Raw genomic sequence first — 21,359 nt, 5'->3', positions numbered from 1 at the left:
ACGGGGAGGCCCCCGGCGTCCAGGCTGCGGCTCAGTCTAACGGGGGCGCCGCACGTTCGGAACCGCGCGGCGCGGCACGGTTACGGGGGCCCGCGGATGCGCAGGGTGTCACCGCGCCGGCGGACCTCCTCTTCGGAACGCTCACGCATGCGAGCCCTCGCCTCCGCGGCCGCGGCTTCCACGTCGTCCCGAAGGTTCTGGATCTGGATGGCCGTCAGGTCACGGATCGCCTGTTCGTAAGCCCGTCTTTGCGGCCCCGTGGGGGCGAACCCGATGGGTATGGGGATCGTGACATCGCCAAGATGGATCCCCTGCTCGGAGAACCCCCACCGTTTCCCGTCGCGCTCGAAGGTCCAGTCGCGCGCGCGACGCCGCACATCGTCCTCGAGCTGGAGGCTGTCAAGCCAATCGCGCAGAATCGCCCGGACCGCGCTGTCCGCCCGGGCGAACTGGACCAGCCTTTCCCCGATTAGCCGGGGGGACTGCGGGTCGAACCACAGCCGCCTGTCGCTGAAGCGGAGTCGGAGCCGCGAGGCGTTGGTCAGGCCCCGAGGCGCTTCAGGAGCCGTCGGTGCACCGGTGACGATCAGCCCCGGTGCGCGCTGGAGCGGATCTCCCTCCTCCACCGTTTCTTGCTCCTCCTCCGGCTCTTCCTCTTCCTCCTCCGGCTCGGGTTCGACCTGAGGAGGCTCCACCTCGGGGGGCGGCACCGGTTCGGGCCGGGGCTCCTCCGGAAGGTCCTCGGGCAACGTGGGCGCGATTTCGACCACGACGAGGGCGTCGGGCGCGGGCACGGTCTCGATCGGCGGGAGCGTGAACGGAAGCGAATCGACCCGGACGCCCCCCACCGCGACCAGGAGCAGGATGTGCAGGAGCACCGAGGCGAGGAGTCCCATCGCCAGCGTCCGACGCCCGGAACGCTCCCGTTCGCGTCGCCGGTCCGCGAACGCCTGGGGTCGAGTGGGAGGCACCGATCTACTCGCCGGCCGAAGTCCCGGGCCAGGTGTGGTGGCCGTCGGACCGGCCAGCCGCCCGGGGCGGAACCGTCATGTGATCAGCTTCTTCTTCTTCGCGGCCGGGAAGAGGACGTTGTTGAGGATCAGCCGATAGCCGGCGGAATGCCGGTGGAGATCGAGATCCGTCGGGGCATCGCCGATGAGGTGGCGAGGGTCTTCCGGGTCGTGGCCTCCGAGGTAGGTGAAAGTGCCCTCGCCGAAGCTCCCGTGCAGGTACTTCACGCGTCCGCGCGCATCCTCCTCCGCGAGCACCGTGACGCCCGGCTGGAGACGTTCCCGGCGGAACGTCGTCGTGAGGCCGTAGAAGTCGGGCAGCACGCGCCGATGGTTCTGGGTCAGCATCGCCGGAACGGGATCGAACTTTGCGCTGAACTCGAACAGCGAGAAGCTGCCGAGATCGACCCTCCACGGAGTATTCACCTGGTGACCGTCGATATCGCTGAAGGCGCTGAGCGTGGGGTCCGTCACGAGGACGGCATCGCGGAAGGCGAGAGCGTCCGGCCAGTGGAGCTTTTCGCTTGCCGCCGCATCGGGAGGCGATCCGTCCGCGAAGGAGGCGGCGATGTCGGTCCTCGCCGCGGCGAGGGCGAGTTCCAGCGTTTCCGTCGCCGTGCACATGGCAAACAGGAAACCGCCGCCCTCGATGTAGTTCCGGAGTCGGGCCGCGACGGCCTTCTTCAGGGCCGGGACGTTCGGATACCCGAGTTCGCGCGCGATCGCCTCGTTGCGCGCGACTTCCTCCTGCAGCCAGGCCGCGGAAGCATAAGTCAGGTAGAACTTCGAATACTGCCCCGTGAAGTCTTCGTGATGGAGGTGCAGCCAGTCGAAGTTCTCCAGTTCCTCGGAGAGCACCTCACGGTCCCAGATCTGCTCATAGGGAATCTCGGCGTATTCGAGCGCCATCGTCACGGCATCGTCCCACGGCGAGCTGTTGGGCGGCGTGTAGACCGCGATCGTGGGCGCCTTCTCCAGGGGCACGGTTTCCATGTTCTGCGTTTCGATCTCGCGGCGGATCCTCGCCACATCGGAACCGTCGAGCGTCTCCACGGTCACGCCCATGAGCGCGGCCCGCCGGCGGTTGGACGGTGCGTCCGACACGAGAAAAGACCCGGAGCGGTAATTCAGGAGCCATTCGGCCGACTGACCCTCCGAGAGCGCGCCGAACACGTACCCGTAGGCCTTGAGGTGGTTCTCCTGTTCACGGTCCATGGGGACGAGAAGCTGCGCTCGGAGCCCCGAGGCGCCCGCGAGCGAGGCGAGGCCTGCCAGCAGGAAGCCGCGCGCGAGGCGGCGCCGAACGCGGCATCGTTTCGTCTTGGCCTTCATCGGCCTCCTCCCTCGAGTTCGGCGAGCATGCGGCGCGCGACCGGCGCCAGGGCGCTCCGCGGATACCCCACGATGAGCTGTTCGAGCCAGGAAGCGGCGTCGGCGGGAGCGGACGCGCGTGCAAGATCCAGAAGAGCTGCCGGAGCCTCGGGGCTTCCCGGGTGCTGAAGAACGATCTGGCGCCGCAGGGCGCCGGCGATGCGGGCCTGCCCGGCCTCGGCGGCCGCGTCCGCGAGGAAGCTCAGAACAACGGACCGGCCGCTCGATGCCGGCCGGCCGGCCAGGTCGCGGAGCGCCGGGCCCGGATCGAACACCTCGGGAGAGGCGAGGAGGCCGAGAGCGGCGGCGCCCACGATGCGGATCTCCGCCGTGTCCGCCGCCTGCACCAGAGTCAGCAGCCGGAGGCGCCGCGTGCGTTCGGCCGCTCCGATCTCCGCCTCGCGGACGCTACGGCTCGCCCGCTCCCGCGCGGAATCGGGCCGGCCCGCGTACAGCGCCAGCCGGGCCGCCGCGGCGTCGAGCCGCCCCGACGAGGCGACGCGAATCCGTTCCCGCGCGTCCGCGACCAACGCCTCCGCCGTGCCGAGATCGCCGGCTCGGGCGTGGCCGAGCGCGAGCTCCCCCCGCATCCCGGCCTCGGCCGCCGCGGAGTCCGGGTACTGCCTCACATAGCGGTCGAGGACCGAGGCCGCGTCATCAAGCGAAGCGGGGTTGGCCGCGAGAAGACCGAACAGGCGGCGCGACGCCAGCTGATGAGGACCGTCGCCGGGAGCGCTCTCCCGCATCAGTTCCTCCAGCACCCCTCGCGCCGACGCCGTATCTCCCGCGGCCAGCGCCTGGTCGCCCGAAAGCGCGAGCCAGCGCAGGCGGTCCACTGATCGCGCGCTCAGGTCGACGAGCCGCCGCGCGGCCCAGGCGATCTCGCCGGGGAGCGCCGCCGCCTCCGCTTCGCGCACGTACTCCCGCAGGAAAGCGGCGGCTTCGGTATCGTCCGGCGTCGGCGCCGCCTCGACCAGCGCCCGGGCCGCCGCTGCCCGCCCCAACCGCAGCGCGAGGATGGCGCCCGCCCGGGACGCCCGGTCCCGCCGATCGGCGAGCCGCGCGCGCAGCCGCTCGAAGGAGGCCGCATGGGCGCCGGACCCTTCGGCCCCGGTCGCCCGGAGGCCCGCTTCGACCTCGTCCGTCGCCGGCGGCGTGAGGGAGAGAAGCCCGACCCAGGCCGCAGCCAGGCGATCGCCGTCTCCGACCGCGAGGAGGAGTTCGGCGAAGCGCGCGAGGAGTTCCCTGCCGGGGTCTGCCGCGTCGTCGAGCGTCCGGATCGCCCCCGCCGAATCTCCCGCCGCAAGCTGGACGTCGGCGCGGGCCAGCCGCGCCGCGGAGAGTTGAGGGGCCTCTTCGAGCCAGCGGTCGCTCACGGCGAGGGCCGAATCGAGCATCCCCGCGCCGTTCAGTCCCCGCACCCACCACAGCCGGGCGATCTCCCCGTCAGGCGCCGCGACAACGGCGGCTTCGGCGTACGGGACGAGCGCGGCGGACTCACCCGACTCCAGGGCCAGTTCGCCGAGCAATGCGAGCGCACGCGCCGACGCCGGCGTCCGCTCCAGGTGCTCGCGGAGGGCGGATGCGGCTTCCTCGGTCCGCCCGCTCGCGCGAAGGCGCTCCGCACGAGAGACCGTGCGCTGCTCCGAGGCCGCGGATGCCTGACCGGCCACCTCGAAGCCCGTCGGCAGCTGGGCGCCGCAAGCCGTCGCGAGGAGCGCGACGATCCTCATGGCGCCGGGGATCCTGCCGTGGGGGAACCGGAATCGGGGACGGCTCACGTCAGGGCTCCCGCCGGGCCTCGGCGCCTGCCGGGGGGACCCGGTTCAGCCGGTCGAAGTACTCGAAGATCAGCGATCGATAGAAGAGCGGCAGCTCCCGGAGCAGGGCCTCCGAGGGCGTCGGGTAGCGGCGTCCCCGCAGCAACTCCGGATCGATGGGCGGTGGAGCCCCCGGCGGGGCCGTGGCTTCGCGCGACTCCCGTTCGTTGGGGTCGAGATCCTCATCCTCCAGCGAGCGCCCGGCGTCGAGCATGCGCCGGAAGAGTTGCCGCTGTCGTTCAAGCGTCTCCTGCGTGGGTCCTTCCAACTCGAGCTGCTGTGCCAGTTCAGCCGCCTCCTCCGCCAGCTCCTCTGGACGTCCCAGGAGATCGCCCTCCGGGTCTTCCAGTTCTCCGAGCTCTTCGGCGACCTCCTCCTGCCGCCGCGCGATCTCCTCGCGCCGCCGCTCCTCCCCGGACGGCCGCGGGCCGGGCATTAGAAGCGAACTCGTCTCCTGCGTCACGGCCTGCTGCTGCTGCGCGAGCTGGTTCATCTGATCCGCCGCGTCCTGGCCGGCGGCCTCCTGCCCGGCCGCTCGCGCTGCCTCCTCGCTCGCCAACAGGTGTCGGGCCAGCGAGTTCAGCGACTCCTGGATGCCCTCGACCTCCGCCCGGGACGGGAGACGCCGCGCACCATCGCCTGCGAGCCGGTCCAGCAGCTGATCCATGCGGGCCGCCGCCTCGCCCGCCGCAGCCCCCGTCCGCTGGTCCAGCATGGCGGCCTCGTTCCCGGCCTCCGAGAGCCTCTCGACCAGATTCTCCAACCCCTGACGCACGGCGCCCTGCCGCGCACGCCAAGATGTCGGATCCGCCGCATTCTCGCCGCGCGTCGCCTCCGAAAGGCGGCCCTCCTCTTCCGACAGCGCGAGCGCCTCGCTGCGCGCGCGAGCCAGCGACTCGACGGCGGCCTCTCCCTGCTCCCCACTCATCTCCCGCTGCGCCGAGCCGAGGGCACCCGCCGCCTGTTCGAGTGCCGCCGCAGCCTCCTCCGCCGCCTGCCGCTCCGTTTCGCCGACCTCGCCCGGCGCCCCCGATGGGGGCTGCTCGGCTCCGTTCTGCGCGTCGGCCATCTTCCCAAGGGCCTCCTGCGTGCGCTCACCGGCGGCCCGGGCCGAATCCGCGGCCGCTTCCCGGTCCGCCGCCGCAAGTTCGGCCTCCAGCTCCGCCAAGCGCTCCGCCAACGCTTCGGCCTGTTCGACGAGCAACTCCTGACCGTCCTGGAACGTCTCGGGATCCGTCTCCCCGGCAACCTCCCTCTGCTCCTGCGCCAGCTCGTCCGCGTTGGCCTGTGCCGACTTCATCGCCTGTTCGAGCGCGGCCTGCTCGAGCATGCCGAGCGTCTGGTCGACCTGCTCCCGCAGGTCTTCGTAGTCCCCGGCAAGCTGTTCGAGCGCTTCCCGAACCGCTTCCGGATCCAGCTCCCGCAACGCTTCCGCGAGCGCCTCGATCTGCTCCTCGAGTCCGCTCTCGGTCAGTTCCTCGTAACGTTCGGCCAGGCGCCGCAACTGCTCCTGCAGCGCCGGGTCGGAGAGCGGCGAGGCTTCGAGTTCCTCCTGAAGCGCCTGGATCTGCTCCTCGACCCCCTCGAGCTCCTCCTCCGACCGCTGCGCTTCATCGAGCACGCTCCGCGCCTCTTCCGTGGCCTCGAACCGGACGTCCTCGCTGTCGTCCCCCTCGGCATCCGTCTGCCGGGCGGCGTCGGCCGCCGCCTCGGCCAGCGCCTCCAGATTCTCCTCCAGGGCCTGCGCCGCTTCGGACAAGGCCTCGGTCTGATCCGCGCGCTGATCCCGAATCTCCGTGAACGTCGGAACGCGAAGCAGAAAAACGTCGGAAAGCGCGGGCCCTCTGGCCGGATGCCCGTCAAAGGCCTCGAAACGGTAGAACAGCGTATCCCCGGGGAGGAAGGACTCCGCGCTGCGGTCGAGCAGATGCCGGAAGACGGCCCGCGCCGCCCCGGCGGGGTCGGGGGAAAGCGCCTCCCGCCGCTCCGCGTTCTCGCTGCCCAGCCCCGAGCGCCAGCTGCGAACAAAGGCGCGGCGGAGGCCGATGTCGTCCTCGATGTCGACGATGATCGGCATCACCCGTTCGTAGCCCAGGGTCGTATCCGGTGCGGGATAGAGGAGGTGGATGCGCGGCTGAAGATCGGGGACGACGAGCACCCGGATCGGGTCTGGGGGAATGGGCTCGCCAAGCGACGACTCGGCCCGCAGTTCCCACGCCCAGGCGCCCGTTCGCTCGGGCACCCACGAAACGGCGAACTGCGAACCCGCGATCTCGAGCGGGATGCGGGCCGCCGCCTCGGCGGTTTCACCGTCGCCGGGCTCCCATGCGAGGACTCCCTCATCGAGCGGGAGGTTCGTCTCCCCGCTCAACCGCAGCCGCGTGCCTTCCGGTGCCACGAGCGGCGGAATCCGGCCACGGTAGCGCTCCGACCCGCGCCCGAGATAGGCCGGGAACTCGACGGTGAGCTGGAGATCCTGGACAAGGAGGGGCTCGAGGGGACGGACGCGCAGGGTGTCGCTCGAAAAGCCCTCCGCGTCTTCGGCCCACACGGCGGTGGGAGAGATGATCGGGGCGGTGCGGCCTTGGGCCGAACCGGCCGCCGACACATCGAGGAGGACCCGTTCGGGCGCCCGGCCCGCCGCGCGCCACACCAGGTCGACCCGGTCGCGGCCCGCGGCCGAGACGGCTACCACCGCCGCATCTCCGCGCGGCACGCCGGTCTCGCCGGTCACGCCGAGGGGGGGAAGCGGCGCCGGGAAAGCGGTGCGCCACGGCGCGCCCAGCGCCGCGGCGGCCGAGAACGTCGGCTGCGGCCGCAGCAGCGCGGCGATTGAGATCGCGAGAAGCATGAGCGCCACGGCGACGCCCGAACGGCGAATCCGCCGCTTCCATCCCGGTCCGGTGACCGGCAGGAGGCCGCGCGACGCAGCGCTCCCCAGCGCCTCGGAAACCCGCGTGCGGTGGAGGGCGGCCAATCCGGCTCCCGCCGCCGCCTCCGCCCCTTCCAGTTCGATCGCGGAGCGCACATCGCCGGCCCCCAGACCCGCTGCAGCGTCCGCCTCCTCCGCCACCGCATGCGGATGCAGGGCGTGCCAGACGCGGCGGGCGATCCACACCAGCCCGGCGAGGCCGGCCCACAGCACGAAGGCGAGGGCGAGCGGAACGAGCGAGCCACGGCCTTCCCGAGCGGAGACCGGAAGCAGGGAAAGGACGAGGATCAGCGCTCCACCCAGCGTGACGGCTGAAGCCGCCGCCGTCCCGGCGACGCGCGCCCGGGCCGCTGCGCAGGCGGCGGTCAGCCGTTCGAAGCCGAATCCGTCACTCATTCCGAGGGCGCCTCTTGAACCTGCAAGCTCACGCGGTAGGCCTCGTTCCGGCTCAGACCGAACTCCGCAGCCAGGCGGTCGGCGATCTCGCGCCGCCGCAGGCCATCGCGCGACCAATGTCGCGCCTCTTCCATCAGGACCGCCAGATCGAGCGCTTCGTTGCCTGCCTCGCCTTCCCCGAACACGAGCGTCACCTCGCCCCTGACCTCGCGCGTCGCGAATGCCGACACCAACTCGCGCACGGATCCGGCCGTCGTCTCCTCGTGCAGCTTCGTCAGCTCCCGACAGACGACGGCCGCTCGCTCACCCAGACCCGCTTCCGCCAATTCTTCGAGGAGCGCGACCAGCCGCCCCGGCGCCTCGAACGCGACGGCGGTGTCCACGCATGACCGGAGGCTGTCGATCCAGGCGGAGCGTTCGCGGCCCCGCCGTGGCACGAATCCGAGAAAATGAAACCGGTCCGCCGGAAATCCGGACACGGAGAGCGCCGCCAGCACGGCGGAAGGACCGGGTACGGCAAGCACCTCGTGCCCCGCCTCGCGGGCGGCGGCGACCGCCCGCGAGCCGGGGTCGGACACGGTCGGCGTTCCCGCGTCGGACACCAGGGCCGCGGAGCCTCCCCCGGCGAGGGCCGCGAGCAACTCCTCCACCCGTGCGCGCTCGTTGTGCATGTGCAGCGACCGCAACGGGACGTTGGCCTTCAGCCGCGCGAGCAGCGTACCCGAGCGCCGCGTGTCTTCCGCGTAACACACATCGACCGAACGCAGAATCCCGACTGCACGCCGCGGCATGTCGTCCAGATTGCCGATCGGCGTGCCGACCACGTAGAGCGTTCCCGTCACGACACGCGTCCTCGTTTCCCGTTCGCCGCCCGATGCGCCCGCGCCCCCCGGAGCCATCAGGACCGGGGGGCGCGATGCGAGGGTGGACCGTAGCGGCGCCGCTCCTCAGGCGTGCTCGCGGATCTTCTTCTCGAGAGAATCCCTGGGGTGCGCCCCCACGAGGGTGTCAACGACCTCGCCATCCCTGAAGAAGAGGATGCTCGGGATCGAGCGCACGTTGAAGCGGAATGCGGTCTGCGGGTTCGCATCCACATCGAGTTTCCCGACCGTGACGCGACCCGCGTACTCCTGCGCGAGTTCGTCGACGATCGGCCCGACGAGCCGGCACGGGCCGCACCACTCCGCCCAAAAATCGACCATTGCCAGACCCTCGGCACCCTCGATCTCGTCGGCGAAATTCGCATCCGTGATCTCGACGGGCCCTCCGTTCGCAGCGTCAGCCATTCGAATCTCCTGTTCCTCTGCCACCCCGATCACCCGACCGGGAGAAATCGCTTCTTCACTGGCTCCGGTACCGGGTCCGGAATACGTTCCCGCGCGCGGGCACAGGTGAGGTGTCGTACCCCGGCGCCCCGCTCGCGTTCTCCATCGTTCAGGAACTACAAGGGGTCTCCGGCCGCAGTGAACCAAGGCAACCGTACTCCGGGCGCGCCCATTATCGACCACGTGGGAATCGCGGTCAACTCGCTTCAGGAAGCCGTGCCGCGGTGGTCCGCCGTCCTGGGCCAGCCGCCGTCCGGGGAGGAGACCGTCCCATCGGAGGGCATTCGGGCCACCTTCTTCGGCGAGGGCGCCGGGCGGATCGAGTTGCTCGCTCCCCTGACCCCGGAGTCACCCATCGCCCGCTTCCTCGACCGGCGCGGCCCCGGCATCCACCACGTCTGCGTCTGCGTCGACGATCTCGAGGTGGCCCTTGCGGACGCCGAAGCGGCGGGTGCGGAAACCATCCCGCCCCGGATCCGCGTCGGCGCCGGCGGCGCCCGCATCGCATTTCTGCATCCGCGTTCGCTGAAGGGCGTTCTCCTGGAGATGCGGGAGGATCCCGAGGGCGGGTGACGCAGGAGTTTTCCGTCATCGTGCCGACGCTCGATGAGGAAGCGCGGCTCGACGAGACGCTCCGGCGCGCAAAGTCCGCTCTCGGCCCCGAGGCGGAAGTCATCGTGGTCGACGGGGGCAGCCGGGATCGTACGACGGAGATCGCGGCCGCCCATGGCCGGGTCATGTCGACCCGCCGGAACCGGGGCGCCCAGCTCGCCGCCGGGGCACGGACCGCGACCGGCGACATTCTCGTCTTCGTGCATGCCGACACGTGGCTTCCCGAGGGCGGCGCGACGGCCATCCGCGCCGCGGTCCGCGCGGGCGCGGAAGCCGGCTGTTTCCGCTTCGCCATCCAATCGCAATCGCGCCAAACGCGCGCGCGACGGTGGCGCTATCGCCTGCTCGAATGGGGCGTGAACTGGCGCACTCGCCGACTCCGCACCGCCACGGGCGATCAGGCCCTCTTCGCCACGCGCGACGCCTACGAAGCGTGCGACGGCTTCGGGGACCTCCCGCTCTTCGAAGATGTGGCCTTCGTCCGGGCCGTTCGGCGGGTCACCCGCTTTCGCCTCCTCCCCCTCGCGGCGTCCACCTCGAGTCGGCGCTGGGAAGCCGGCTTCCTGCGCACGGTCCTCAAGCACTGGACGTTGCGCGCGGCCTTCCTCGCAGGCGCGGATCCGCGGCGACTCAGCCGCTACCACGAACGGCCTTCCGAGGTCACGGAGCCCCGAGTCTCTCCGTCCCGATCCGCTCCACGAACCAGCGGTTCCCATCCGAAACGATGAGGAACGGGACGCTCACAGCCCCGTTTCGCAGCCCTGTCAGATCCACCATCCAGCGCGAGGCGCCGCCGGCCCCTGCGACAGGATTCGGGCGGAGTTCCCAGGCGCGCGGCTCGAGCAGGCTCGCGAGCACGAACATTCGTTGTTCCGTCTCGTCCCTCCCCCATCGACGTTCCGCCGGGCCCTCGTCCGTTCCGAACAGCCGCGCCATGGCCGAGTAGTCGCGCAGCCTTGCGGCATCGAGAAACCGCCCGATGGCAGCCTCCGCGGACTCCGCTCCGTACAGCTCCGTGCCGTACTCCGCCCCGGCGCCTCCGTGCGACGCGCAGCCGGCGAGCGCGAAGCCCGCCACGGCCATGATCAGGACCGCGACGCGGATCGCGGGGCCCTCCCGCAGACTCGCCGTCATTCCTCCTCCTCCGGTGAATCGGGTGTCTCCGATGGCACGAAGCGCAGCCCTTCGCCGTCTTCGTCGACCTCCACGCGCAGCGCGTCGCCCTCCCGGAAGCGTCCCTCCAGAAAGGCCATGGCGAGCGGGTTCGCGATGAGCCGCTGGATCGCGCGCTTGAGCGGGCGCGCCCCGAACGCGGGGTCGTATCCGACATCCGCGATTCGCCGCCTGGCGGGTCCGCTGACCTCGATCCGTATGTCCCGTTCCGCCAACATCCCGGCGACCCGGTTCACCTGGATCCCGACGATCGACTCGAGGTGCTCCCGGCTGAGCGGCCGGAAGACGAGGATCTCATCCACGCGGTTGAGGAACTCCGGCTTGAAGCGGCCGCGCAGGGCATTCTCGACCTCCGCCTCCGTCCCGGCCCACGACTCGCCGGCCTCGGAGCGGGCGAGGATCCTTGAACTCCCGATGTTGCTCGTCATGATGAGCACGGCGTTGCGAAAGTCCACCGTGCGCCCGCGGCCATCCGTCAACCTCCCGTCATCCAGGATCTGGAGGAGGACGTTGAAGACGTCCGGGTGCGCCTTCTCGATCTCATCGAAGAGCACCACCGTGTAGGGACGCCGTCGCACGGCCTCGGTGAGTTGCCCGCCCTCCTCATAGCCGACATACCCGGGCGGCGCCCCGATGAGACGTGCCACGGCGTGCCGTTCCATGTACTCGGACATGTCGATCCGGACCATGGCGGACTCCTCGTCGAAGAGGAACTCCGCGAGCGCCCTCGCCGTCTCCGTCTTCCCGACGCCGGTGGGGCCGAGGAACATGAAACTCCCGATCGGACGGTTCGGGTCCTGGAGTCCGGCACGACTCCGGCGCACCGCATCCGACACGGCCGTGATCGCGTGCGACTGGTTCACCACGCGCCGGTGCAGGTGTTCCTCGAGCGTCGCGAGCCGGTCCTTCTCGTCTTCGAGCATCCTCGCGACCGGAATCCCGGTCCAGTTCGCCACGACCTCGGCGATCTCGCCGGGTCCGACTTCCTCGTTCAGAAAGGAGCCCTCGTCCTGGATCTCCTTCAGCTTCGCTTCCGCGGCGAGGAGTTCGGCCCGCCGCTTCGGCAACTCTCCGTGGAGGATCTCGGCCGCGCGCTGGTGGTCCACGCGCCGCTGCGCCTGCTGCGCCTCCACGCCGAGCTCCTCGATCTCACGCTTGAAGCGCTGGACCGTCTGGATCGTGTCCTTCTCGCGGATCCAGCGGGCGTTCAATCCCGCGAGCGACTCGCGCGCCGAGGCGAGTTCGCCCTGCAGCTCCGAAAGCCGTCCCCGGCTCCGTGCGTCTTCCTCGTCGCGCAGCGCCTCGCGCTCGATCTCGAGTTGCGTGACCCTGCGATCCAGTTCATCGATCTCCTCCGGCATGGAGTCGATCTCGATGCGGAGCCGGGACGCCGCCTCGTCCACGAGGTCGATCGCCTTGTCGGGCAGGAACCGGTCGCCGATGTAGCGGTCGGACAGGCGCACGGCGCTCACGAGTGCCGGGTCCGTGATCCGCACACCGTGGTGCACCTCGTAGCGTTCCTTGAGTCCGCGCAGGATGGCCAGGGTCTCGTCCACGCCGGGTTCGCCGACGAGAACCGGCTGGAACCGCCGCTCCAGAGCCGGGTCCTTCTCGATATGCAACCGGTACTCGTCGAGCGTCGTCGCGCCTACCATGCGGAGCTGGCCCCGGGCCAGGGCGGGCTTGAGCATGTTCCCCGCATCCACGGCGCCCTCGGCCGCCCCCGCTCCCACCACGGTGTGGAGTTCGTCGAGGAAGATGACGTAACGGCCGCCGGATTCCGTGATCTCCTTCAGCGTCGCCTTCAGGCGTTCCTCGAACTCGCCCCGGTACTTGGCCCCCGCCAGCATCGAACCGATGTCCAACTGCACGAGTTGCTTGTTCCGCAGCGATTCCGGGATGTCTCCCGCGACGATCCGCTGCGCGAGCCCTTCCGCGATCGCCGTCTTGCCCACGCCGGGCTCGCCGATGAGGACGGGATTGTTCTTCCTCCGCCGCGAGAGTACCTGCATGACGCGGCGGATCTCGGCGTCCCGGCCGATGACCGGGTCGAGCTTCCCGGCACGGGCCTCGGCCGTGAGATCGACGCCGTACCGCTCGAGGGCGCGATACTTCCCTTCCGGGTCCTGATCCGTCACGCGATGCGGTCCCCGGACTTCCTCCACCGCCCGGCGCGCCGCTTCCGGACCCGCTCCCGCGTTCCGGAGCAGCGGGCCCGTCGTGGAAGCCTGTTCCCCGGCAAGGGCCAGGAGGAGGTGCTCGGTCGTCACATAGGAGTCGCCCATCTCCCCCGCGAGCGCATCCGCCGCGTCGAGGACGCGGTCGAGTTCGCGACTGGGGGACGGAGCCGCTCCGCTCTGCTTCGGCAGGCGGCCAATGGCCCGTTCCAGGCGTGTCTGCAGGTCGGGGAGATCGATACCCACCGTCTGCAGGACCGGCACGATGACGCCACCGTCCTGCGCGAGCAGCGCCGCGAGGAGGTGCACGTCCTCGACCGCCGGGTTGTCCGACCGGCGCGCCGCGAGCAGCGCATCGCTCAGCGCCTCGCGGGCCTTGAGCGTGAGTCTGTCGTTCGGGATCATCTTCTATTCGCAGCCCTGGAGTCTTGCGTCGAACCGCCGCCATCGCGTTGCGGCCTCCCCGTTTCATGAGCAATCCCCGTGCCCCGTCAGGCGCCGGGATCGAGGCCCCGATCCGCCGGAACGGCGGGACATCCGCCGATGAGGCGGGGACCGGGGCCGGCGGGGACCCCACGTGGTGCCACTTCGGCAGGGGCTCCGTGTTGACCCCTGCCGGACCCGCGACTAGCGTCCCATCGGTCGACCCCGCCCCATGAGGATTCGATCGTCTCCCGTGTCGGCCTCAGGATAATCTGGAGGGATGCCCATGTCGGACCCAACAGCCGGCGGCTCGGAATCGCGCGCGCACAAGCCCTATATTCCCGCCTCGCAGTCCCTGCCCGAGATCACCGGCAAGGCGATCGTCCTCGGCATCCTCCTCTCCGCCGTCCTGTCGGGAGCGAACGCCTACCTGGGCCTCAAGGTGGGCCTCACCGTGTCCGCCTCGATCCCGGCTGCCGTGATCTCGATGGCGATCCTCAGGATGTTCCGCGAGCACAATATCCTCGAGAACAACATCGTTCAGACGGCCGCCTCCGCGGGCGAGTCGCTGGCGGCCGGCGTGATCTTCACCCTCCCCGCTCTCATCCTCCTCCGCCACTGGGCCGGGTTTCCGTTCCTGCCAACGATGGGGATCGCGTTCTGCGGCGGCATTCTCGGCGTTCTCTTCACCATACCGCTCAGGCGAGCGCTCATCGTCGAAGCGGACCTGCGGTTCCCCGAGGGCGTTGCGACGGCGGAGGTGCTGAAGGCCGGAGCCAGCGGCGGCTCCGGCGCGAGGCTGATCGCGCTCGGCGGCGTGACGGCCGCCCTGTTGAAGTTCTCGCAGACGGGCCTCAAGGTCGCGGGTTCCTCCATAGAGCACGGCGTCACGTTCGGCCGTTCCGTGTTCGGGATCGGGAGCGACCTCTCCCCTGCCCTGCTCGGCGTCGGATACATCGTCGGACCCCGCGTCGGCAGCCTCGTGCTCGCGGGTGGCGCGATCTCCTGGCTCGCGGGGATCCCCATCTACATGGCGATCACCGACCCGCAGGTCGTGGCCGGGATCACGGGAGGCGCGACCGGCTACGACGCGGCCGCCGCGATCTGGAGCGCGCAGATTCGCTTCATGGGCGTGGGCGCCATGGTCGTGGGAGGCGTGTGGGCCCTCGTCTCGCTCCTCGGCCACGTGAGAGACGGCGTGCGGTCCTCCATCGAGGCGCTGCGGGCGGCCCGCGCGACGGAGGGCGGCCCGGAGATCCTCCGCACCGAACGCGACATGCCGATCAACATCGTCGGGGTCGGAACCGTCGCGCTCGCGGTGCCGATTCTCGCGGTGTTCGTGCTCGTCATCGACCGCGGCGCGCTCTCCATCACGCCCGGACTCTACTGGCTCGTGCTGGCGCTGGGGACGGTCTTCGCCCTCCTGGCGGGGTTCCTCTTCGCCTCCGTCGCGGGCTACATGGCGGGTCTCGTGGGCTCCTCGAACAATCCGATCTCGGGCGTGACGATCGCGACGATCCTCACGATCTCCCTCATCCTCTATCTCCTGCTGGGATTGCAGGTCGACTTCACCGTTTCGGCGCCTCAGGCGCTCTCGGCGGCGGCGACGGCCATCCTCGTGGGGGCCGTCGTCGCCTGCGCCGCCGCGATCGCGGGGGACAACATGCAGGACCTGAAGGCGGGCCGGATCGTCGGTGCGACGCCGCGGCAGCAGCAGGTCATGCAGCTCGTCGGCGTCACGGCGGCCGCGCTCGTCATCGCGCCGATCCTCGGCCTCCTGTTCGAGGCCTACGGGCTCGGCGGCATCCTGCCGCGAGAGGGGATGGACCCGGACGAGATGCTGCAGGCGCCGCAGGCGACCCTGATGGCTTCCGTCGCCGACGGCGTCTTTTCCCGCAATCTCCCGTGGGGGATGATCGGGATCGGGGCGCTCATCGCCGCGTCCGTGATCGCCCTGGACCAGGTCCTCAAGGCACGCGGCTCCAGCCTGCGGGTGCCGGTCCTCGCCGTCGCGGTCGGGATCTACCTGCCCATCGAACTCGAGGTCCCGATCTTCGTGGGCGGGCTCGTGGCGTGGCTGGTGGGCCGGGCCGTGCGGAGGGGCGGGGGCGACGAGGACGCCGTCCGACAGGCGAACCATCGCGGCCTCCTCTTCTCTTCCGGACTCATCACGGGAGAGGCGCTCGTCGGCATTCTCCTCGCGATCCCCTTCGCGGCCTGGCAGAGCACGGACGTGCTGAGCATCGTGCCCGAGGGGTTCGATGCGGCCGGGAGCTGGATCGGCGCCGGGGTCGTCGTCGGATTCATATTCTGGCTGTACCGCGCCTCGCTCCGCGCTTCCGAATGATGCGCCCGCGCCGAGACGGTGCCACGGTGAAGTCGATCCTGCTCGTCGCGGGCCTCATGGCCGTCGGCTGCGGCGGGTCCGGCGGCGATCTGGACGAAGACACGTACGTTCAGGTCATGGCGAAGCTCAGCTGGGCACGGGCGAAGTACGCGGACACCGCGGAGGGCGACTCGGTACGGGCGGCGACGCTCGAGGCGCACGGCGTGACCGGACAGCAGCTCGAGGAATTCACCGCCCGGTCCGGCGACGACCCCAGACGCATGCACCGGCTGTGGGAGGCGATTCGACTCGAGGTGGAAGTGCTTGACGGCGTTCCGCGCCCGGGATCGCAGGTGGAGGTGCCGGACGCGGAGAGGTCCGAGAGCCGTTGAAGGCGCCGAACCTCCTCGCCGCGCCGGGCCGTTCCGCCCGCGCCGCGGCGCTCCACGCCGGAAGGGCGGGCCTGCTCGGCGTCGCGACGCTCCGCGCGCTCGCCCATCCGCGCCGATACGCGCTGGAGACGGTCCAGCACGCGAAGTTCATCGGTCTGGACAGCCTCCCGCTCGTACTGCTGATGGGCGCCCTCTCGGGCGCGGTCATGGCCCAGCAGACGATGTACCAGCTCTCCCCGGGACTGCCGAGGGAGATCGTCGCGGGGGGCGTCGTGGGCGGCATGCTCACGGAACTGGGGCCCGTGCTGACGGCGGTGGTCCTCGCGGGACGCGTCGGGGCGGCCATCGGGGCCGAACTCGGCACGATGAAGGTGACGAACCAGATCGACGCGCTTCTGACGATGGGGCGGGATCCCGTCGTGGAACTCGTGGTTCCGCGGGTCGTGGCGGGAACCCTGATCCTGATTCCGCTCGTCATGCTCGCCAACGCGATGGGGATCTTCAGCGGCTACGTGACATCGGTCGGCATCCTCGGACTGAGCACGGCCGAGTACGTGGATGGGGCCAAGGGGTACTATCACCACGGCGCGCTGATCTTCTCGCTCGTGAAGGCCGTCGCGTACGGATTCGCGATCACGTTCATCTCCAGCCACGTGGGGCTTCGCGCGAGCGGCGGCGCGGCGGGCGTCGGCCGCACGGCGACGAGAGCCGTGGTCGCGATCATCGTCTCCATCATGGTCCTGGACACCGTGCTGGGACCCGTGTACAAGACGCTCACGTGATCAGGATCATCGGCGTGCACAAGTGGCTGGGCGGACGTCCGGTCCTGAGCGGCGTCGACCTCGACGTGCGGGAAGGCGAAACCCTCGCCATCATGGGGCCGTCAGGGACGGGTAAAAGCGTCCTCCTCAAACACATCGTCGGCCTCTTCGATCCCGACTCCGGAGATATTCTTGTCGATGGGATCTCGGTACCATCGGCCGACCGGGCCGAGATGGCCGCCGTTCGCACAAAGACCGCCTACGTGTTCCAGAACTCCGCCCTCTTCGATTCCATGACGGTGCGCGGGAACCTGCTGATGGGTCTCCCACCGGGTTTCTGCCGCGGCCGCCCCGCGAAATGCGAAGAACTCGTGCGGACCGCGCTCGATCACGTGAACCTCGAGCCGGAGGTGCTGACGCTCCTGCCGGCTGAACTCTCCGGAGGCATGCAGCGGCGGGTCGCCATCGCCCGCGCGATCATCGGCAAGCGCCGTTACGTCCTGTACGACGAGCCCACGACGGGGCTGGATCCCGTCAACGCGACCCGGATCAACCGCCTGATCGCGCGCGTGAGCGAGGAAGTCGACGCGACGAGTATCGTCGTGACGCACGATGTGGAGTCGGCCTTCTTCCTGGCGGACCGGATCGCCCTTCTTTCGGACGGCGTCGTCGCGGCGGAGGGTACGCCGCAGCAATTGCGCGAGACGGACAACCGGGCGGTGCGCGAATTTCTCGACGCGGCGCCCACGCGGGGTCTCGAATGAGGGATCCGGGGCTGCGCGACCGCGGCGTCGAAGTCCGGGTCGGCGCATTCGTCATCCTGACCGCGGCCGTCATCGTGGCGGGCCTGTTCTGGATATCGGGCTCGCCGTTTCGCGGCCCCACCATCCGCGTCTGGGGGATCGCGGAGAACGCGAATCGGATCGCGACCGCGTCGCCCGTCCTGCTGCGCGGGGTGGAGGTCGGCACCGTGGACGAAGTCGCGCTCGAGGCGGAGCGCGTCGTCCTCACGATGACACTCTCTTCTCGGGTCCGGTTGCCGGCGGACACCCGGGGCACCATCCAGCCGGATGGCTTCCTGGGCCAGCAGCTCGTCGAGCTTGTGCCGGGGACCAGTGCCCGGACGCTGGCGGAAGGCGACACGCTCTCGCTCGACCGCCGATCCGACCTCACGTCGCTGGCCTCGACGCTCGGGGACGACGTGGGCTCGCTGATCGGAGAGATGGAATCGCTGCTCGGCGGCGGTCTGGCCGAGAACGTCGCCTCCGGATCGGAGGCCTTCACGCTCGCGATGCGGGAACTCGCCGGAATCCTCGAGACGGAGCGCACGTCGATCGGCAGCCTGCTCGCCAACATGGACACCCTGTCGAACCGGCTCGCGGGAATGACCGGGTCCGAGGAAGTCGATCGCACGCTGGCCAACCTCGACACACTCTCGTCGCGGCTCGCCGGCGCCAGCGCCGATTTCTCGGCCGCCGGCCGATCGCTTGCCGAGATCACGCGGGGGTTGGAGAGCGGGGAGGGCACGCTCGGCAAGTTCCTGCGCGAAGACGCGGTCCACGATGAAGTGCTGGAGACGCTGCGGTTGCTGCGCGCCGCGGGGGAGGAACTCGCCCTCCTCCTGCGGGATGTCCGTGAACGGCCGGACCGTTACCTGACGGACCTCAAGGTCTCGGTCTTCTAGCCGCCCGGTGCGGGGTCTCGCGCCGGCAGGCCCCGACTAGAGACCCGTGGGGACGTCGAAGAAGGCGTGCTCCGCCCCGAAATGCTTCGCCGCGCGCTTCGCCAGAGCCCGGATACCGAGCGTCTCCGTGCCGTAGTGGCCAGCGTAGATCACGTTGATCCCGAGTTCCATCGCCTCGTGGTAGGTGTGGTGGTTCCCCTCGCCGGTGAGGAAGGTGTCGGCTCCCGCCGTGGCGGCCGCCTCGATCATCGAACCCGCACCGCCCGTGACGATCGCGAGCCGCGACACGCGTTCCGGACCTCCGGCGATCACGATCGGGGCTTGTCCGCATACAGCTTCCGCCCGAGCCGCGAGATCGCCACGCGAGGTGTCGACCGCGCCGATGACGCCGATCCCGTCATTCCCCTTGAAGGACCCGAACGGTTCGACATCCTCGACACCGAGTTCCGCGGCGAGGAGGACGTTGTTTCCTATCCCGGGATGGGCATCGAGCGGGAGGTGCGCCGAGTACAACCCCATCCCGCTCTCCATGAGCCGGCGGCAGCGCTCGTACGCGGGGCCGACGAAGGGACGCAGACCGCCCCAGAACAGTCCGTGGTGCACGAGGAGGATCCCGCACCCGGCATCGGCCGCGAGGTCGATCGTGGCCTGACAGGCGTCCGTCGCCGCCCCGATGCGGCCGACGGCGCCCCGCCCGTCGACCTGCAACCCGTTGAGGGCGAACGGATAATCCTCTATCCGGGCCACGTCCAGGAAATCGTCGAGCCAGGCGGCGACTTCCCGGCAGTTCGGGCCGCTGCCGGCACCGGATTCCGCCACCGAGGCTACTCCCACTCGATCGTGGCGGGGGGCTTCGAGGACACGTCGTAGGTCACCCGGTTCACCCCCTTCACTTCGTTGATGATGCGGTTGGAGATCCGGCCGAGCACCTCGTGGGGAAACTGGAACCAGTCGGCCGTCATTCCGTCCAGGGAGGTCACGGCGCGCAGCGCGACGACGTTCTCGTACGTGCGCGCATCCCCCATGACGCCGACGGACTGCACGGGCAGCAGAACGGCGAACGCCTGCCAGATCTCATCATAGAGGCCCGCCGCGCGAATCTCGTCGAGATAGATCGCGTCCACCTCCCGCAGCGCATCCAGCTTTTCCCGCGTCACGTCGCCGAGAATCCGGATGGCGAGGCCGGGACCGGGGAAGGGGTGGCGCCCCACGATCTCCTCTGCAAGGCCCAGTTCGCGGCCCACGGCGCGCACCTCGTCCTTGAAGAGCTCGCGAAGCGGCTCGATGAGTTCGAACGGGTGATCCGGACGGAGGCCGCCCACGTTGTGGTGGGACTTGATCTTCACCGATGGCCCCCACACGGAGACGGACTCGATGACGTCGGGGTAAAGCGTTCCCTGCACGAGGAACCGCGCGTCACCGTATCGGCCGGCCGCCTCCTCGAACACGTCGATGAAGGTGTGGCCGATGATGACCCGCTTCTCCTCGGGTTCCTCGACGCCGGCGAGCCGGTCGACGAAGAGGTCGGCCGCGTCGACGACTTCGAGCCGCATCCCCATGTGCTCGCCGAACACCGCCTCCACGGCATCGCGTTCACCCTTCCGCAGCATGCCCGTGTCGACGAAGATGCAGGTAAGCCGGTCTCCCACGGCGCGCTGCACGAGCGCCGCGGCCACGGAGCTGTCCACCCCGCCGGAGAGGCCGCAGATCACCTGTCCATCACCCACGGTCTCACGGACCGCGGTGAGCTGGTGGTCGATGATGTTCGCGGCGTTCCAGCTCATCTCGCAGCCGGCGATCTCGAACAGGAAGTTCCGCAGCATCTCGCCGCCGCGCGTCGTGTGGGCGACTTCCGGGTGGAACTGCACGCCCCAGATCCGTCGCTCCTCGGACTGGATCGCGGCGATGGAGTTCTCGGTCGTCGCGGAGACCTCGAAGCCCGGGGGCAGCGCGTGGAGGGAGTCGCCGTGACTCATCCAGACCTGAGTGGGCTCGTCGTCGTCGAACCCGTGAAAGAGGGGGTCCGTCGACCGGACCTTGAGTTCGGCCCGCCCATACTCCCGGCGCTCGGCCTGTTGCACCTCGCCCCCGACGAGATCCGCGACGAGTTGCATTCCGTAGCAGATCCCGAGAATCGGGACGCCCATGGCGAGGGTCTCGGGCTGGGCCGTGGGAACGTCTTCGTCGTAGACGCTCGCCGGCCCCCCGGAGAGGACGATGGCCGCCGGATCGTAGCGGCGGACCCACGCCGGGCTCCGCGTCGGCGGGTGTACCTCGCAGTACACCCCCTCCTCCCGAATGCGCCGCGCGATGAGCTGGGTGAACTGGGATCCGAAATCGAGGATGAGAACGCGACTCACCGCACTTCCTCCCCTCCCGTTTCGCCGGAGCGCGGCCCGGCCAGGGTCTCGATCGCGACTTCCCGTTCCTCGCCGGAGGCCATGTCCCGGAGCACCGCGACGCCCCGCTCCGCTTCCTGCGGCCCGAGTACGATGGTGCGCCCGGCGCCCGCCTGGTTGGCGGCCTTGAACTGGCGTCCGACCCCGCGCGACCGAAGGTCGTAGAGCACGCGCCGTCCCCGGTCGCGCAGGGCGCGGGCCAGACCGAGCGCGAGCGGGCGCTCTGCATCGGACACGCATACGATGTAGTCGTCCACGCGGCGGGCCGCCTCGGGCACGAGTCCCCGGTCCCGGAGCAGTTCCGTGAGGACCACGTCCCCCATGCCGAAGCCGAGAGCCGGGAGATCCACGCCTCCCAGCGCCTTCAGAAGGTCATCGTAGCGGCCGCCCCCGCAGATCGCGCGCAGTTCGCCCCGGCGATCCCAGATCTCGAACACCGTCCCCGTGTAGTAGGCAAGTCCGCGGACGAGGCCCGCGTCGAAGCTGACGAAGTCCGCGAAGCCCGCCGCGCCGAGATGCGCGAACACGGTGGACAGCCGGTCGGCCGCCTCGGCGACC

General features: G+C 70.1%; 18 protein-coding genes. 7 read left to right on the top strand and 11 right to left on the bottom strand.

What is annotated here, in order from left to right; translation table 11 throughout:
- Positions 1–80: 80 nt before the first annotated feature.
- The 6 genes from RN729_RS03110 to trxA form a co-directional block, all read right to left on the bottom strand.
- Positions 81–971: a hypothetical protein gene (locus tag RN729_RS03110; protein ID WP_310782219.1), complete on the bottom strand. Its 891-nt coding sequence runs from the start codon at positions 969–971 to the stop codon at positions 81–83.
- A 75-nt stretch (positions 972–1,046) separates the two neighbouring features.
- Positions 1,047–2,342, bottom strand: coding sequence for a hypothetical protein (locus RN729_RS03105; RefSeq protein WP_310782218.1), 1,296 nt, complete (start codon positions 2,340–2,342; stop codon positions 1,047–1,049).
- Positions 2,339–4,162, bottom strand: coding sequence for a hypothetical protein (locus RN729_RS03100; protein ID WP_310782217.1), 1,824 nt, complete (start codon positions 4,160–4,162; stop codon positions 2,339–2,341). Before RN729_RS03100 ends, RN729_RS03105 begins: the two co-directional genes overlap by 4 nt.
- Position 4,163: 1 nt before the next feature.
- Positions 4,164–7,529: a hypothetical protein gene (locus tag RN729_RS03095; protein WP_310782216.1), complete on the bottom strand. Its 3,366-nt coding sequence runs from the start codon at positions 7,527–7,529 to the stop codon at positions 4,164–4,166.
- Positions 7,526–8,371 (bottom strand): 16S rRNA (cytidine(1402)-2'-O)-methyltransferase, encoded by an 846-nt coding sequence (gene rsmI / locus RN729_RS03090; RefSeq protein WP_310782215.1) that lies wholly within the window; start codon positions 8,369–8,371, stop codon positions 7,526–7,528. The genes RN729_RS03095 and rsmI overlap by 4 nt, the downstream gene beginning before the upstream one ends.
- 105 nt (positions 8,372–8,476) lie before the next feature.
- A complete protein-coding gene (trxA, locus tag RN729_RS03085) occupies positions 8,477–8,815 on the bottom strand; it encodes a thioredoxin (protein WP_310782214.1) in 339 nt (112 codons plus the stop codon).
- A gap of 177 nt (positions 8,816–8,992) precedes the next feature.
- Here trxA and mce point away from each other — a divergent pair, with 177 nt between their 5' ends.
- Both mce and RN729_RS03075 read left to right on the top strand, forming a co-directional pair.
- Positions 8,993–9,427, top strand: a complete 435-nt coding sequence (gene mce, locus RN729_RS03080; protein WP_310782213.1) for a methylmalonyl-CoA epimerase — start codon at positions 8,993–8,995, stop codon at positions 9,425–9,427.
- On the top strand, positions 9,424–10,194 hold the full coding sequence (locus tag RN729_RS03075) for a TIGR04283 family arsenosugar biosynthesis glycosyltransferase (protein WP_310782212.1): 771 nt from the start codon (positions 9,424–9,426) through the stop codon (positions 10,192–10,194). The genes mce and RN729_RS03075 overlap by 4 nt, the downstream gene beginning before the upstream one ends.
- On the opposite strand, the gene RN729_RS03070 is transcribed toward RN729_RS03075, so the two are convergent.
- Both RN729_RS03070 and clpB read right to left on the bottom strand, forming a co-directional pair.
- Positions 10,127–10,600 (bottom strand): hypothetical protein, encoded by a 474-nt coding sequence (locus tag RN729_RS03070; protein ID WP_310782211.1) that lies wholly within the window; start codon positions 10,598–10,600, stop codon positions 10,127–10,129. The two genes, RN729_RS03075 and RN729_RS03070, sit on opposite strands and share 68 nt — an antisense overlap.
- A complete protein-coding gene (gene clpB / locus RN729_RS03065) occupies positions 10,597–13,221 on the bottom strand; it encodes an ATP-dependent chaperone ClpB (protein ID WP_310782210.1) in 2,625 nt (874 codons plus the stop codon). The genes RN729_RS03070 and clpB overlap by 4 nt, the downstream gene beginning before the upstream one ends.
- 304 nt (positions 13,222–13,525) lie before the next feature.
- On the opposite strand from clpB, the gene RN729_RS03060 reads away from it, so the two are divergent.
- From RN729_RS03060 to RN729_RS03040, 5 genes are read left to right on the top strand one after another with little or no spacing between them, the layout of a single operon-like run.
- Positions 13,526–15,586, top strand: coding sequence for an oligopeptide transporter, OPT family (locus RN729_RS03060; RefSeq protein WP_310782209.1), 2,061 nt, complete (start codon positions 13,526–13,528; stop codon positions 15,584–15,586).
- Between the two features lie 26 nt (positions 15,587–15,612).
- Positions 15,613–15,957 (top strand): hypothetical protein, encoded by a 345-nt coding sequence (locus RN729_RS03055; protein ID WP_310782208.1) that lies wholly within the window; start codon positions 15,613–15,615, stop codon positions 15,955–15,957.
- Positions 15,954–16,739 (top strand): ABC transporter permease, encoded by a 786-nt coding sequence (locus RN729_RS03050; protein ID WP_310782207.1) that lies wholly within the window; start codon positions 15,954–15,956, stop codon positions 16,737–16,739. Before RN729_RS03055 ends, RN729_RS03050 begins: the two co-directional genes overlap by 4 nt.
- Positions 16,736–17,482 (top strand): ATP-binding cassette domain-containing protein, encoded by a 747-nt coding sequence (locus tag RN729_RS03045; protein WP_310782206.1) that lies wholly within the window; start codon positions 16,736–16,738, stop codon positions 17,480–17,482. Before RN729_RS03050 ends, RN729_RS03045 begins: the two co-directional genes overlap by 4 nt.
- On the top strand, positions 17,479–18,402 hold the full coding sequence (locus tag RN729_RS03040) for an MlaD family protein (protein WP_310782205.1): 924 nt from the start codon (positions 17,479–17,481) through the stop codon (positions 18,400–18,402). The genes RN729_RS03045 and RN729_RS03040 overlap by 4 nt, the downstream gene beginning before the upstream one ends.
- Before the next feature lie 36 nt (positions 18,403–18,438).
- On the opposite strand, the gene RN729_RS03035 is transcribed toward RN729_RS03040, so the two are convergent.
- From RN729_RS03035 to RN729_RS03025, 3 genes are all read right to left on the bottom strand, one after another.
- Positions 18,439–19,221, bottom strand: coding sequence for a Nif3-like dinuclear metal center hexameric protein (locus RN729_RS03035; protein ID WP_310782204.1), 783 nt, complete (start codon positions 19,219–19,221; stop codon positions 18,439–18,441).
- A gap of 5 nt (positions 19,222–19,226) precedes the next feature.
- A complete protein-coding gene (gene guaA, locus RN729_RS03030) occupies positions 19,227–20,762 on the bottom strand; it encodes a glutamine-hydrolyzing GMP synthase (RefSeq protein ID WP_310782203.1) in 1,536 nt (511 codons plus the stop codon).
- On the bottom strand, positions 20,759–21,359 hold a 601-nt coding region (locus tag RN729_RS03025; RefSeq protein ID WP_310782202.1), incomplete at its 5' end, for an ATP phosphoribosyltransferase regulatory subunit. The genes RN729_RS03025 and guaA, both read right to left, overlap by 4 nt.

The organism is Candidatus Palauibacter polyketidifaciens (assembly GCF_947581785.1).
GTDB classification, from domain to species: domain Bacteria; phylum Gemmatimonadota; class Gemmatimonadetes; order Palauibacterales; family Palauibacteraceae; genus Palauibacter; species Palauibacter polyketidifaciens.
This window is presented reverse-complemented; position numbering and strand designations above follow the sequence as displayed.